Here is a 12832-nt window from a genome sequence, read left to right on the forward strand (position 1 = left end):
TCACGGAAAACGAAGGATTCGAACCATGATCGACTACGCCACGCTGGACAGCATTTCCGAACGACTTGATGCCTATCGTGGCGATGGTAAGAGCCTGGTGCTGTTCGATGACCGCGATCACTACAACTACAGCACCCGTGACGTGGTTCGAAACACTTTCCCGATGCTCAAACGTGCTGATCCCACCGGCCTGGCCATGGGCATGCTGCTCAACGAGATGCTGGAAGCCACCATCGACGGCTCACAGGTAAAACTGAGCAAGCTTCTGCGTCAAGACGGCTTCCTGGACGAGCTGTGCGAGATCCTGCGCATCAAGGCCGATCTCAATGCCATGGTGCTGGCGCCGACCATACAGTTCCAGGATCGGATCGAGCGCTTGATCGGCAGGGTATCGGCTGACTTTGGTCGCCCGACCACCCGTGAGATCGCCTGCTGTCTGCGCGACGCCATCTACAGCATGGATCGGGGCCTGACCATTCGCTGGGTGCGCTTTGATGAGGTCGGCAGTAACGAGCCGGTTGGCCTGCACGACAAGATCGTGGAATGCGCGACGGTGGCTGATTTCGTTGATGCGCTCAAGACCAGCCTGCCGTTCGGCGCCTATCTGGCGAAAATCGGTAAGAGCAAGACTGCCATCGGGATCAAGAAGCCTGGTCGTATCGCCTATCTGTCTGCGATCTCCATCGACAGTTACAGCGGCAAAATGCAGCAAAACGGCGACAGCGAGCGCCATATGCGCGATAAGCTGGATCTGCAATCGCCCTACGAACGCTACCCGCAATGGCGAAATCTGACTTTTAAAGAAGATCGTTACATCGACATTGGCGATACGGGGGTTGTCGAGATCTCCGACCTGGATCGAGACGTTCTCATTTGGGTGGCGATGGTCATTGAGCTGGCTGGCCAGAAAATGGCTGAGGTTGAGCCAGGCCTGATTCGCCTCTCCGAGACAGTGAAACTGGCCACGGCTGATTCTGATCAGGTTGCCAAACTGCCGGTGCTGTTCCGTCCGAACTGGACACTGCATAAGCCAAGCCTGGCCTCGATGCTGGCGCTACTGGGCTTCGACGATCCGTGGATGGCTGGCTTCTTTGCCGAGGCGCTGGTCGGGATGACAGCGGACACCTTTCTGCCGATGGGGGAGACCAAGCTCGGCTTTTGTGCGCAAACCCGCACCTACATTCGCTATCCCGACCAGCACGACAAGGAGTACGACTACCACGAGCAGCAAAAAATAAAGAAAGAACGCTATTACTTCATCGCCGTTTCCCAGGGGATCGCCGGCACCGAAGAAGAGATCGATGACGCGATCAAGACCATCTTCGCCCGCAACCTTTCCGAATACCTGTTTAAGTGGGGCAATGAGAAATTCGAGCTCCTGTGGGCGCGTGATAAAGACTGGTTCTTTAAGCGCATCCAGAAGAACATGGAAAAGGCCATCGACCATGAATCCACCCAGGTGTTTTCAACGTACGATAAGGCACAAACCGGCCAGGCCATTAAGAGTCTCTACGCCCAAAACCCCAAGCGCCAAGGTTTTAGCCCGCTGTGCGTGTTTGATGGAAAAAGCCCAATCAACGCCGTAGCCAGGATTTCCCCTCGAAATGCTGAGGAGCTGGCTCAGCTCCTGGGGATGAAGTCGGTCAACTATCTGCCGGACTACCTCAAGCTCTGGAAGCGGGATCTTGGCTGGATGACCTCTCATGAAGTTAACGGTGACGCTCCGTTCAACATCAACAAACGCTGGGAATTCAGGACAAAGGGTAAATCGCCGAGCGTCATGTTCAGCGCCCTGATTCTGTTTAATACCATGAACCACAAAATCACAAAATCACTGGCAGATTGAAAGAAATGGCTACTGAAAAAACCAAACAAATGCTCGAAACGATCAGGCAGCGTCTCAGTGAGCTGACCCCAGAGGAAGTTATCCAGCAGTTGCATGAGTGCGGCAGCGCAGGGCCTTCCATCGAAGAGTTCATCGAAGGGTTCGGGTGGCCACAAGTCTACCTGGCTGGCTTTGATGTGTTTCGCCAGGATGGCCTGGAACGTGGTGCCTACCTGAAAGACCTGTGCAGCGAAAAGGCTATGGTTGGCCTGTATCCATTCGACAATGAGGTCGATCAGAGCCTGCCCCCGGCGCAGATGGCCGCCATGATCAGTCAGATGAACATGGACATGATTCGCCGGGCCGATGCCGTCCTGGCCAACCTGAACTGCTTCCGGGGCCTTGAGCCTGATTCTGGTACGGTTTTCGAGGTCGGCATGGCCATCGCCCTGGGTAAACCGGTGTGGGTCTATTTTGACGGCCCTGAGACGCTCAGGAAGCTGGTGCCGCACGATGCCGGGGGCTATGACGCCGAAGGTTTCATGGTCGAGGACTTCGGTCTGCCGATGAACCTGATGCTCGCCTGCACCTGGGCCGGCCACAGCAAGACCGTGGAGGAAGCGGTACCGGCGCTGGCAAGTACGCTGTGGGCGGCAAAACAGCAAAAGGAAGTGGAGCGCCAGGCCTATCTCAAGATGATTCAGGAAACCGAACACGCTGGACTGGAAGGTGTGTGGCAGGGGAATCTGCAGCCGCCTGGCCTGAACCCACGACCAACTGACCCAGACGATTCGGTGACTGGCCTTGAGCGATAAGCTTTTGGTTGCCTGTCAGGACATTCAGCTGATTCTGGAGTCACTCGTCGAGGCGAAGCTTTACCACCGGGTGGTCATCCAGAGATTCAAGGATGACGATGAGGATGGTGAGATTGCACGTCGTGGCTGCCCTCAGATTGACTATCGAAACAGAAAAATCAAAGACATCGAAGCGCTTGAACACAGGCTGAAGCACGTTCTCGATGTCCAGGTCGCTGTTACCCAGACTGCAAGATAACGGAACGGCAATCCCGGAAAGGAAAAGGAGCAGAACAATGAGCCCAGAGGGCATTAGTCTCTACATCGATGAGCATGAGGCAGAAATCGGAAAGGGGGAGAGGGCTTCAGACCCATCCTTACATCCGGTCTTGGCGTCATTACAAGCGCAGCTAACGGATGCCAGAAGACTACTGGATGCGGTTCATGCTGACAGTGGCTTTCGCAATCTCTTCGAGCAGCTGCAAGATGAAATTGCGGACTACCTTAATCCGAGCACCGACCAGGGTGACAATCATGAGCAATAACCAGACCGCAGAAGCAACGACTTCGGAACTTTGGAAATTGATCACCCGAGCATCCACTGGTCAGATGACTGAGGCTGTCGTGGTTTCTAAGCTCAAAAAATTGCTGCTGGAATCAGCGCTGGCCCAAGAGCCCTGGGGCTGGATTGCCCATTGCGCCAAGAGTGGCGGCGAGCCGATCATCGTCACTGAAGCCATCGCCAAAGAGCTGAGTAAGTTTGATGACTGGGATGTGTTTCAGGTTGCCAGGTTGCCACAGACCGGCGCCTTGCTTTCGGTCATCTCCAGCGAAGTGCCGGTTGCTGACAAAGCAGAGCAAGGGGTGAGCAAGGCCTGTGACCAGCCTCAGGCGCACCCAGCGCGTTGCGGTTGCGTGCCAGAACGGAACACAGCGAACCAATTGCTGGCCCGAGTAGTGGAGTTCGACAAATCAGCCAGGACTGATCAAGGTTTCAACCTGAGCAAGCTGGTCAATGACATCCAAGATTACCTGCAGGAGCAAGGCCAATGAGCATTCCGCCGAACGCTGGGACGCTGAGCCCAGATGACGTGATCAGCGCCAGCAAGCTCGCGGTAGAGCAGATCCTGAAAAGCGATGTAAACGATTGGTTTCTCGCCCAGGTGGAAGGCCGGCAGAAGGTTCTGGTCGAGGACAAGTGGATGCTGGCTAGCAACGCCTACACGGCGGGCATCGAGCTGGCGCTGGCCGAGGTGACCCGGTTGCAGGCCTACATCGCGAAAATGACTCAGGAAGCCGGAGGAAAGCCGACATGACGGATCTGATCTGCAGGACGTCGATGATGCGTTGCCAAACGCCTGGCATGTGCGCTCCCCATGGTGGTTGTCACGCAGTCCCTTTCCCGTCGGTAGCATCGATCATCGGTGTAAAGTGCGCTCAGTGCTCCAAGCACTATCCGCCAGACAGCTACAACGCCGGGTACATGTTGGCGAATAAGGGGGTGTGCCACGGCTGCACGTCTGCCCAGTCCGAAATGAGCTGGTGCGGTTGTGGCGATGGCTACCCGAAAGGCTCTTTGGACGCTGGGTTCATGGATGCCAGCGGCGGTATTTGCCAAAACTGTGCAGCTGCGAAACCGCAGGCGACGTCCGATAAAGCACCTGAATTGCCAATCCGGCCAGTTGTTGACTGGCGCGTGTGGGCGGTCGGCGACACCGTGCGTTACTTGGGCAGCGGCGGTGACGAGGATCGCTGGTGCCACGCCCGGATGACCATCGACGGTGACTACCTGATCCACGAAGCCCCGGACGAGCATGAGTCGATGCTGGTGCTGGATGACGACGGCGACGAGATCAGCGTGCTGGTCGGGGAGTTTGAGTTCGTCTCAGCACTTGGAAGGTTGGAGGATGTGAATCGCATGTCCAAACATTCCGCCGTTTTGGCCAGTACAGATGGAGCGATGGGCGAAATCAGCTCTTCCGCCTGCGAGTTGACTTACCTCGACGGCAAAGCTGGCGATATGAGTGAGTTCTTCAAGTTGACTGAGCAAATTCGCGATGCTCTGCCCGCTGAACGAGCCCAGGAGGTTGCCCTAGTGTTTGCTTCTGAGGAGCAAAAGGCGCTGTACGCGCAATGGGTGAAGCACGCGGCAGAAAACCCGGTGGATGACAGCGGCGCTCTCTGCGGCGGGTAGGTTATCAGAGCGCAAAGAAAGGCCTCACTCTTTCGGGTGGGGCCTTTTTGTATCTGTAGGATTTGACAAGCTGACAATTTACGCTTAATGTTGAAATGACATCAAGGCACCAGGCAGGATACGGACATGTCGGCATACCCGATCAAACACGAGCAATTTGAAAAGCTGATCAAAGCCTACATGGCAGATCCGCTTAACAACTACGTGCTCGACCAAAAAGGGCCGGTTGTTCGTTTCGAGATCTATGAAACGGAACAGGCCGCCAAAGGTTGGTCGGTGCATTTTTACTGCGAAAAAGAACCGGGTCGCTCGTTTGATCTGTGGATTACCCCGGAAGACCTTTTGTCCTGGATGTGGGAAAATTCCGCCAGAGTGCAACCTCATGGGTGATTTATTGATGTTCAGGTATTTCCAGGTGTTGGGGATTCTCCCCAAGTCCTTGCTGGGGTTCGGTCAACGCGCCCCGGTGCTACTGCGCTTCGAAGGGTGGGTGGCCAAGATGGCGACCATACTCAAGTACAGCGCAGTCATCCCGATGTTTCTGGCCATTCTTTGCGCGTTAGGCCTGGCTCCATGGGCGCCCCCACAGCTGAGCCTGGCGCTGGCGGTCATGTCCGTGGCCACGCTCCTGATCGCCTACGTGCTGTGCATGTGGTTGATCTATCGCTTGTCCAAGCACGTGTCTGCCGAAGAACTCCAGTGGTGTGAATCGGTCTACCCGTCGTTGAAGATGCCTGAGCCGTTTCGACACATGAATCGTTACATCCTGGCCAGCTATGTGGACAGGGCTATGACGTCTAGCTCGCCGGTGTCGCTTGAGCGCGGCCAGAAAAATCAGAGCTGGTTGAGCAAGCGAGTGCAGATCGCCCGCAAGGTCGTCAGCTTCAAAGTTCTGTACCGGGTTGTGTACAGCAATTTGGCAGTCATGAGCGTCGGTTTTCTGTGCCTGCCGTATGTCAGCGCAACGAAAGTAAACTGGGTACTGCTGGGCGTTGGCGGCTACACCTTTGCCGCGTTGATCGTGGTGGTGGCCGGTGCGTGGATGCTGACCCGCAGGCCGAAAGGCTAAATTCAACTTATTCATAAAATTGACATTCAAAGACAGGAACACGTTGGATGAACATCTTGGAACAGCTTCGAGCGATGGGATACTCCGTAGAGAACGGCGCTCGTACCTTCGCGTTGTCGGTGCAGTCTCGCAACCTCATCACGCATTGCACCGTTGATGGCGCAATCCAGAGCATCCAGTTCTCGGTGGCCAAGGGTCGTTTGAAGGCCAAGCCAATCATCAGTGATGCGAGGCCTGCCTTCATGGTTCGCCGGGTATCTACGGGCTGATTTACGCGCTTGGTGCACTGACAGAAACCGCCTGCTGGTAAATGGGGAACCGCAATGGGATGCAATAAGAGCTACACCGCTTTCGAGGCATCAGTGATTGCTGCGTACGACCTCGGTAAGTTGGACAAGGATCTGCTGTCTGTTCTGATGGAGCCGTACCGCGACAGGGACATCGACAGCGGCGGTTGTATGGACTTGAAATCCCATGACGGTAAGGGGATCGAGCAAATCGTCATCGAAACCTGGGGACTGGTGATGCCAACGGCCCCAGCTGTAGAGTTCGACGACGACCCCGACGGCTGGGACGAATACAACGACGCGGTGTACGACCAGAATGCAGGTTGTTACCAAATACTTTGGCTGGGGCTAATTCGCCGGCCTGATCACCAACGCAGTAAGCAGTTTGTACCTTCAATATGAGGAAGTAACCATGGAAGTGTTCAAAATCAACGAAGAAGTTCCGAACGATAACCGCGTTGTCGTGTTGCAGGATTACCAACGTGACCAGCCTCTGGCGATGGCCTGCCGCTTCGTTGGCGACCGCTGGATTGGTGTATCCGGCAATACCGATGTCACCGACTTTCTGACCCCTGACGCCGTCTGGTTCGAAAGCGCCCTCCAGGCGAAAGCGGCACAGCCGGAACGCCTGGCCTCTTGAGTCTGGTCGCGGTGGGCGAGGGGCTGCCGCTGCGGGAGCAGTCCCTGATCGCCATTGTCGGCAACGAGCTGCAGGTGTTGCTGCGTGACCTGGCACAGGGCAACGAGGCGGGCGCCAAAGCCTGCTTCAGCCTGATCACCAGGCTCTACAACCAATCCCAATCCCCAAGTGCCAGCGTCAGCGACAGCGGCTCCCTGCGACTCTCACGTATCTTTAAAGATGCCGAGCAAGCGCTTCAATCGTGGCCGGTGCTTCGCGCTGGTTGAGCCTCCAGAAGTTGTTTGACGGCTATTTGATTGGCCACTCAAAAAAATCTCCCAAGCCTCGAATTTATTGGCCTTTGAGCCAGAATTTCTATTTGACGGGTATTTGACCGTCACCCCTGTGGCAATTCTTTCGCAATATCTCCGTGGTATAGTGCACCGAAATATTCGCGGAATCCCCTGGATGAATGATAGAAATCTACCTGATCTGTTAGTCGATACTGCTGGTGCCGGAAACGACCTAAATCAGTTCGAGTATCTCGATGGAAAGAGCATTTTTTCCATCAAGGTGGGTGATATCGATCCTTCTGAGTTGCGGATGAGCTACAACAGCAAGCAGCTCTGGATTGAGGTTGATCCTGTTTGCCATGGTTTTTTGATCCCTGCCAAGTTAGGAAAAACCGACAAGAAGCTCTCTGTGCGTGAGCGCACCCACCTGGAGAATAACTTGGAGCTGCATTGGGCTGACTGCAGAGCTTCAGAGTTGATCGCGCTCATTTCGGGATGGTTTGAAGAATTGGAGCTTTCCGTAAGCCAGAATTTCCCTGATCTAGTGAAACTGCTGGTTACCCCGGTGGCCGAGGGATTGATTCGGCTTCGGGATACGCACCGCGTGAGGCTCACCACTGAAATGTTCTTCGAGCATCTGATCCTTGATGTGTATGAGCAATACAGCACGGGCGACTGCCCACCGTCGTTTAATGCTGACGAATTCAAGCTGTATCTGGACGCTTTGCCGGGGTACAGGCGAGGAAGTCCGTCAGAGTCACAGCCAAAGGCCTACTCGATTCACGGCTACGTCCTGATGCAACTGGTCGGCCTTATGCGTGACCACGCGCCTGGCGTTGGCAAGTACCGTCGTGAGCGCATTTTCAGTTCATCAGCCTGTTTTCCATCGAGAAAGCCAATCTCTTCGGCCAAGGCTGATTTGCGCGGCAAGATGTTAATCGTTGAATTAACACACCCGGCCCCAGACGACTTCGTAAAACTGGAGCTCAGTTCAGCTATCCCATATCACTGGTAAATCTTCCACTAAAAAACAAGAAAGGTAAAAACCTTCATGAGTAATTCATTCGCAAAAGAGTTTGTGCAACTGATGGCTGTTGGCACTTCTACGCTGCTAAAGCAGTCGGCAAGCGGTATCTCAACGATTCTTAAGGAGTCCGCCAAAGTCATCGAAAAGGCGGCGGATGTGGCTGATTGGCCGCAGTTCGAAGTTTCCTCATCCCCAGACTCAACCGTTCTCACGTTTGACTTGAAAGATCTTGATTCCTCCGAGTTTGAGGTCAGTTACAACGAGCAGTCGGTCAGGCTGAATATCAGGCCTTACTGCGAGGACTACCTGATCCCCAACGTCACCCGCTTTTTCAGTCGTCCTCGGTACTCGACTGCTGAGCAGCTGAAACTCGCCAAATTCGCAAAATCGCATCAGCATGTACGCTGGAGCACGTGCACTGCCGATGAGCTAACCGACTTTTTCACCGGTTGGGTTTTCCGTGCGGAAGGCCAGGGCGATGGGCAATTTTGGCAATCGCGAGCCATGGTCATGCTCAAGCCACTCATCGCTGGCGCAATCTCCATGCGTGATGCTGGAGCCTGCGTGCTATCAGCGGCATGGTTTAAAGATCACATGCCGTTGGACGCATATCTGACTCTGATCGATAATGAATACGTCGATCAGCAAGCGCTTATGGCATACCTCGATGCTTTACCTGCCTTCTACATCCAGGAAGCTCAAGAAAACAATCTCTCGCCAAAATGCTATGAAAATCATGGTTATATGACGATGCAGGTTTTTGATCTGCTGGAAACCGATCAGAAATCCGGCGTTGTGCGTACGGATCGCCGGCCAGATCGCGACATCGCTCGCAATTTCATATCCAAGACCATTGTTTCGGCTGAGGCGGTGAGGGTCGAGAATCGCCTGGAAATCACCGTTAAGCATGCCTCCAAAGAGTTCGTGCGATTGAAAGTCCAGGGCTGATCGAATTGGCCGGCTGCCAACAGCGGTCGGCCTCACTTCAAGCCTCCAATGAGCGTGTCCGGTTGGACTAGAAAGCCTGACGGGGAAGGGTGGCGGGTGTTTTTTACCACGGATGATGTCAATTGATGCAAGTTGTTTTTGTGTCTATACTGGCCGCCTTCTTAAAACATCCGGTACACGTCATGGCCCAGAGCTCACCAAAATATACGTCCCTGGTAGCGTCCATCAGCATTTTCTCGATGGCTACTTTCGGCGTGTGCGTTATGGCCTCTGCCATTAGTTCGCACTACGTGGACAAGCAGGTCGTGGAGAAAATGGAGGCCCGGATTCCCGCAGAACGCAATGCACTTCGGGTGTTCAACCATTTGCAGGATGGCACCTTCGCCGACGTGCTGATGCTGCGTGACATGGCCAAGTCGGGCTTGCCGCTGACCAATGTCCTGCTGATGACCGCTTACGCACAGGCCGGCGCCCCCCGCGACCAGGATGCCCACCTGATGCAGGCCCTGACGTCGATGCAAGACCCGGATCTACTGTTGCTGCTGAGCTTCGCCCAAGAGCGTTTTGTCTCCAAACCACAAGACAGCACTCTGGATGACAGCCAAGTGGCTCAATTGAACACCTGCTTTGACACGCTCAAGACGCGTTATGAAGGGCGCCTTGGCGAAGTCCGCAGCCGTTATGCTTACTTGAACAACCTGAAGTCCTGTCAGAAGGCCTGATTTTAAGAACAAATGCTCAATATTGCCTTTTACGGAATTTCACTAATGCCCGGACTACCTTACGCCATCAATCTCGACCCTGATCAGCAGCCGTACCGCGAAAACCAGCTGGTCTCCCGCGATGTTGCCCTGTTCGATCCATCGTTGGGCCGTGAGATTGGCCAGATTGCCCGTGTAGCGGTCAATCGTCGTTCTTGCGACTTCGGTAGCCCCGACTTCGTTGGTACGGCCTATGAGCAGTACGATGTGATGTGGAGCAGCGGCGAAATCACGCACGATCACTCCCGCCAAGGCCTTAAATCGGAACAATGGACGACGGCGGAGATCAATGCTGCCGAGAAGGAAGCCGAAGGCTTTCAAGCGAACATCACATGGGATTAAGCTTGGACAGATCAACCGCTGAAACTTATGAGGGGTATTGAACATGCACAGCACCGATGATGCCCGTGGCTCAAAGACCGGCAAGACCTCGTCCGGATCTAATGGCAAGCCGTTCAATGCTGCGTCCCTGCGCAAGCGGGTTGAACAGCGGCGGACGCTTAAAGTCGGCACCATCGGTGTCATGCCGTTCTCGATCTCCTCGCTGCTACCCCAAACGACCCCGTCCCAGGACGGTCGCAAGAGGCTTGAGCAATACCTCGACGCTGTTATCAAAGGCAATGAGACCTTCATCAAGCACCAGCTGCGCCAGGCGGAGTTGCAGGTGAGGGGTGTCAGGTTTGTGCCAGACCAGGTCGTTAATGCGATCTACAGATCGGCTATGCGGGAGGTCAAGCTCAATGGCCGATTCGTGATGGCCAACGGTGAACTGCTGAAAGAAACTCTGCCGCAGCCGAGTTACACCGTTCCGACCCTGAAACCGCTTGATCTGGGTTTAGTGCGCGATCCAAAGAGGGATCAAGAAATTTACCGTTCCATGATGCAATTCTCCCTGGATGACACCGGGATCGTTGCTACGGCTCAAGGAGAGGACAATGTCTGATTGTGGTGGCTGCGTCAGCTTCCTAAAGATCAAGGGCACCTTCAGCGGCGGCATCTGCACGTTTCTCGATGCCCGCACCCGTTCTGACCATGGCCACAAGTGCAAGGACTTCAAGGCGCCGAAGCATGACCGCCTGCAGACCAAGCGCGAGGCCAAGAAACTGATCAAGACCGAGCTGGTGACCAGCGCCAGCGAGCACTGGGCAGCATGAGCGGCGTCATCGACCAGCTGTTGACATTGCTGCCGGCTCACGTGGCCTCAATCCTCGGGCTCCTCAGCCTGTCGCCCGTGTTCACGCTGTTGATCGCCCACCGGATCCTCAAGTTTCAGTTCAAGGCACCCCGCGTGATGGCCCACATCGTGACCGTGCTGATACTGGCCGGCATCTTTTGCGTGGCCACCATTCTCCACCAGCGCTAGTGCGTCTGCTGAGCTCGTCAAAGCCATTTGAACAAAGAGGTGTCCCCGATGGATAAGTCCCTGCCTGAACAAGCCTACAACGCACTGAAGGGCCTCAAGGCCCAGGCCGCAGCCGTCAACGACCAGATCGAGAACGGCCATCAGTGTCGTAAAGCCCTGAGCGAAGCGCAGCAGTTGATGGCCGCAAGTCAACCCTGGACGTCGGCGATTGTGAAGAAGCTCATGAGCAGCAAAGAACCCCTGAGCGTTGAAGACGTTGACGATGCCTGGCTTGTGAAAGTCTTTGCCTGAGCCGCCCGGCATAAACCGCCGATACTCCATTGCCCTGGGTTACAGGGTGCTGCCGTTTCCTGGAGCCGCTGAAGTTGCAGATAACCCCCGAGCAGTTTGCTGATTTTCGCACCATTGTCCTGACTCATATTGACCAGAAATTGCCACAGGAATGGTGGATCTGGCTGCGAGCTCGAGCGTTCGAGCAGGTCGAGGGTATTACTCCTAGGCCAGACGTCGACCTCGATGCCACGCCTGCGCAACTGGTGGCAGAGAATGTCTACGAGGACACCTTCAGGGCCTGCGATATCCTCAAAGTCTATGAAGGTCGAGGGCGAAATCCCGAAGTGATTGGCCAGATCGACGATCAGCCGGTGTATTACCTGCACACCACCGGGATTTACATCTGGGGCCCGGCAAACGCCTCGAGCTCAATATCGTTCTGGATCTCCTATCCGTCGTACCCACCAGGCTGGTAGTTCGCCTCAGCGCCCACTTATTTCAAACCACTGGAAATGCCCATGAAAGCAATCAAGTTCGCCGCAAGTGCTCTGACCGTCCTGGCCCTGGCAGTTTCGGCAGGGTGTCAGATGCTCCATTCGCCGGCCCCTACCAAGCCTCCAGTGGCTAAGTCAGCTATCCCACAGGTCAACGTGGATTTCGACTTTGACATGTACAGCGTGAAGCTGAGAGATCCCAAGGCCCCGGACGTTGACTGGCAGCGCCTGGAAAATGACATCCTGGCGCAAGCATCGGGTGCTCAAATACTGATGCGCGGGAATTTTAAGAGCAGCTACGCCCAGAGCCAGGAAGTCCACCTGAGTGCGGAAGTTACCCCGGAGATCTTTCGTAAAGCGCTAGAGCATCAGGGAAAGGTTGCAACCGAGTCCACCCATGCCACGACCGTAAACGGCTTGGATATGAAGTTGGGCTACACCGACTCTAAAGCTTTTTTGAAGTTGCCGCTGTGTCAGCCGGACGTACTGGTGCCTGGCAAGTTCTCGTCAACCCAAGCCATCACACTGAATCCATTGATTCGTAGCGAGGACAACATTCTGTTGACCTACGAGATCAAGTTCACCCCGGAGATTTTGATACCAGGCTGCCCTGATACGGACACTCGAAGCATCCTGCCGGGTGCACACGGTATGAAGCGCGTGTCGGCATCGACAGTCCTTAAAGGGAACTCCGTGGTCGTTTCAGGGCTGCGTGAGCAGGTGATGGATCCGGTGACCCAGAGCTATGCGGACAATGCTGACAACGAAATCAAGATCGTGGTGATCAAGCCAACCATCCGCCAGTAATCACGCATTGGGGCAAGCAGGGCAGGTGGGCTTTATAGCTCGCTTGCCTTTTTCCGTGGTGCACCAGGAGAAAAGATC

At 55.0% G+C, this 12832-nt stretch carries 22 protein-coding genes and 1 pseudogene; all 23 read left to right on the top strand.

Annotated elements, in window-relative coordinates; all coding sequences use genetic code 11:
- Positions 1-25 precede the first annotated feature (25 nt).
- A complete protein-coding gene (locus NQL71_RS34490; protein WP_274644089.1) occupies positions 26-1846 on the top strand; it encodes a hypothetical protein in 1821 nt (606 codons plus the stop codon).
- A 131-nt stretch (positions 1847-1977) separates the two neighbouring features.
- A pseudogene (locus NQL71_RS34495) lies at positions 1978-2472 on the top strand (nucleoside 2-deoxyribosyltransferase); the annotation flags it as partial.
- Positions 2473-2629: 157 nt separating this feature from the next.
- Positions 2630-2878 carry a hypothetical protein gene (locus tag NQL71_RS34500; RefSeq protein WP_274644090.1) on the top strand — a complete coding sequence of 83 codons (249 nt, stop codon included), beginning with the start codon at positions 2630-2632 and terminating at the stop codon, positions 2876-2878.
- Between the two features lie 37 nt (positions 2879-2915).
- Positions 2916-3164 carry a hypothetical protein gene (locus tag NQL71_RS34505; protein WP_274644091.1) on the top strand — a complete coding sequence of 83 codons (249 nt, stop codon included), beginning with the start codon at positions 2916-2918 and terminating at the stop codon, positions 3162-3164.
- Entirely contained in the window at positions 3154-3672 is a 519-nt protein-coding gene (locus NQL71_RS34510) for a hypothetical protein (protein WP_274644092.1), read from the top strand. Before NQL71_RS34505 ends, NQL71_RS34510 begins: the two co-directional genes overlap by 11 nt.
- Complete coding sequence (locus NQL71_RS34515) at positions 3669-3935, top strand: hypothetical protein (protein ID WP_274644093.1); 267 nt, start codon at positions 3669-3671, stop codon at positions 3933-3935. The genes NQL71_RS34510 and NQL71_RS34515 overlap by 4 nt, the downstream gene beginning before the upstream one ends.
- Before the next feature lie 275 nt (positions 3936-4210).
- Complete coding sequence (locus tag NQL71_RS34520) at positions 4211-4813, top strand: hypothetical protein (RefSeq protein ID WP_274644094.1); 603 nt, start codon at positions 4211-4213, stop codon at positions 4811-4813.
- A gap of 126 nt (positions 4814-4939) precedes the next feature.
- Entirely contained in the window at positions 4940-5203 is a 264-nt protein-coding gene (locus NQL71_RS34525) for a hypothetical protein (RefSeq protein ID WP_274644095.1), read from the top strand.
- Positions 5196-5882, top strand: coding sequence for a hypothetical protein (locus tag NQL71_RS34530; protein WP_274644096.1), 687 nt, complete (start codon positions 5196-5198; stop codon positions 5880-5882). The genes NQL71_RS34525 and NQL71_RS34530 overlap by 8 nt, the downstream gene beginning before the upstream one ends.
- 47 nt (positions 5883-5929) lie before the next feature.
- Positions 5930-6151: a hypothetical protein gene (locus NQL71_RS34535; protein ID WP_274644097.1), complete on the top strand. Its 222-nt coding sequence runs from the start codon at positions 5930-5932 to the stop codon at positions 6149-6151.
- Between the two features lie 54 nt (positions 6152-6205).
- Positions 6206-6571: a hypothetical protein gene (locus tag NQL71_RS34540; protein WP_274644098.1), complete on the top strand. Its 366-nt coding sequence runs from the start codon at positions 6206-6208 to the stop codon at positions 6569-6571.
- 10 nt (positions 6572-6581) lie between these two features.
- Positions 6582-6809, top strand: a complete 228-nt coding sequence (locus NQL71_RS34545; protein WP_274644099.1) for a hypothetical protein — start codon at positions 6582-6584, stop codon at positions 6807-6809.
- Positions 6806-7075, top strand: coding sequence for a hypothetical protein (locus tag NQL71_RS34550; protein WP_274644100.1), 270 nt, complete (start codon positions 6806-6808; stop codon positions 7073-7075). The genes NQL71_RS34545 and NQL71_RS34550 overlap by 4 nt, the downstream gene beginning before the upstream one ends.
- Before the next feature lie 181 nt (positions 7076-7256).
- Positions 7257-8096 carry a hypothetical protein gene (locus NQL71_RS34555; RefSeq protein ID WP_274644101.1) on the top strand — a complete coding sequence of 280 codons (840 nt, stop codon included), beginning with the start codon at positions 7257-7259 and terminating at the stop codon, positions 8094-8096.
- A 36-nt stretch (positions 8097-8132) separates the two neighbouring features.
- The gene (locus NQL71_RS34560) at positions 8133-9056 is read left to right on the top strand and encodes a hypothetical protein (protein ID WP_274644102.1); all 924 of its coding nucleotides are present in this window, start codon (positions 8133-8135) and stop codon (positions 9054-9056) included.
- Positions 9057-9319: 263 nt separating this feature from the next.
- Positions 9320-9778 carry a hypothetical protein gene (locus tag NQL71_RS34565; RefSeq protein ID WP_274644103.1) on the top strand — a complete coding sequence of 153 codons (459 nt, stop codon included), beginning with the start codon at positions 9320-9322 and terminating at the stop codon, positions 9776-9778.
- A gap of 45 nt (positions 9779-9823) precedes the next feature.
- Entirely contained in the window at positions 9824-10159 is a 336-nt protein-coding gene (locus NQL71_RS34570) for a hypothetical protein (protein ID WP_274644104.1), read from the top strand.
- Positions 10160-10202: 43 nt separating this feature from the next.
- On the top strand, positions 10203-10760 hold the full coding sequence (locus tag NQL71_RS34575) for a hypothetical protein (RefSeq protein ID WP_274644105.1): 558 nt from the start codon (positions 10203-10205) through the stop codon (positions 10758-10760).
- Positions 10753-10971: a hypothetical protein gene (locus NQL71_RS34580; protein ID WP_274644106.1), complete on the top strand. Its 219-nt coding sequence runs from the start codon at positions 10753-10755 to the stop codon at positions 10969-10971. Before NQL71_RS34575 ends, NQL71_RS34580 begins: the two co-directional genes overlap by 8 nt.
- The gene (locus NQL71_RS34585) at positions 10968-11180 is read left to right on the top strand and encodes a hypothetical protein (RefSeq protein WP_274644107.1); all 213 of its coding nucleotides are present in this window, start codon (positions 10968-10970) and stop codon (positions 11178-11180) included. The genes NQL71_RS34580 and NQL71_RS34585 overlap by 4 nt, the downstream gene beginning before the upstream one ends.
- Positions 11181-11228: 48 nt before the next feature.
- Positions 11229-11471 carry a hypothetical protein gene (locus tag NQL71_RS34590; protein ID WP_274644108.1) on the top strand — a complete coding sequence of 81 codons (243 nt, stop codon included), beginning with the start codon at positions 11229-11231 and terminating at the stop codon, positions 11469-11471.
- Positions 11472-11545: 74 nt separating this feature from the next.
- Positions 11546-11929 (top strand): hypothetical protein, encoded by a 384-nt coding sequence (locus NQL71_RS34595; protein WP_274644109.1) that lies wholly within the window; start codon positions 11546-11548, stop codon positions 11927-11929.
- A 42-nt stretch (positions 11930-11971) separates the two neighbouring features.
- Positions 11972-12754: a hypothetical protein gene (locus NQL71_RS34600; protein WP_274644110.1), complete on the top strand. Its 783-nt coding sequence runs from the start codon at positions 11972-11974 to the stop codon at positions 12752-12754.
- Positions 12755-12832: the final 78 nt, after the last annotated feature.

It is taken from the genome of Pseudomonas serbica (genome assembly GCF_028823535.1).
In the GTDB taxonomy this organism is placed as follows: Bacteria; Pseudomonadota; Gammaproteobacteria; order Pseudomonadales; family Pseudomonadaceae; genus Aquipseudomonas; species Aquipseudomonas serbica.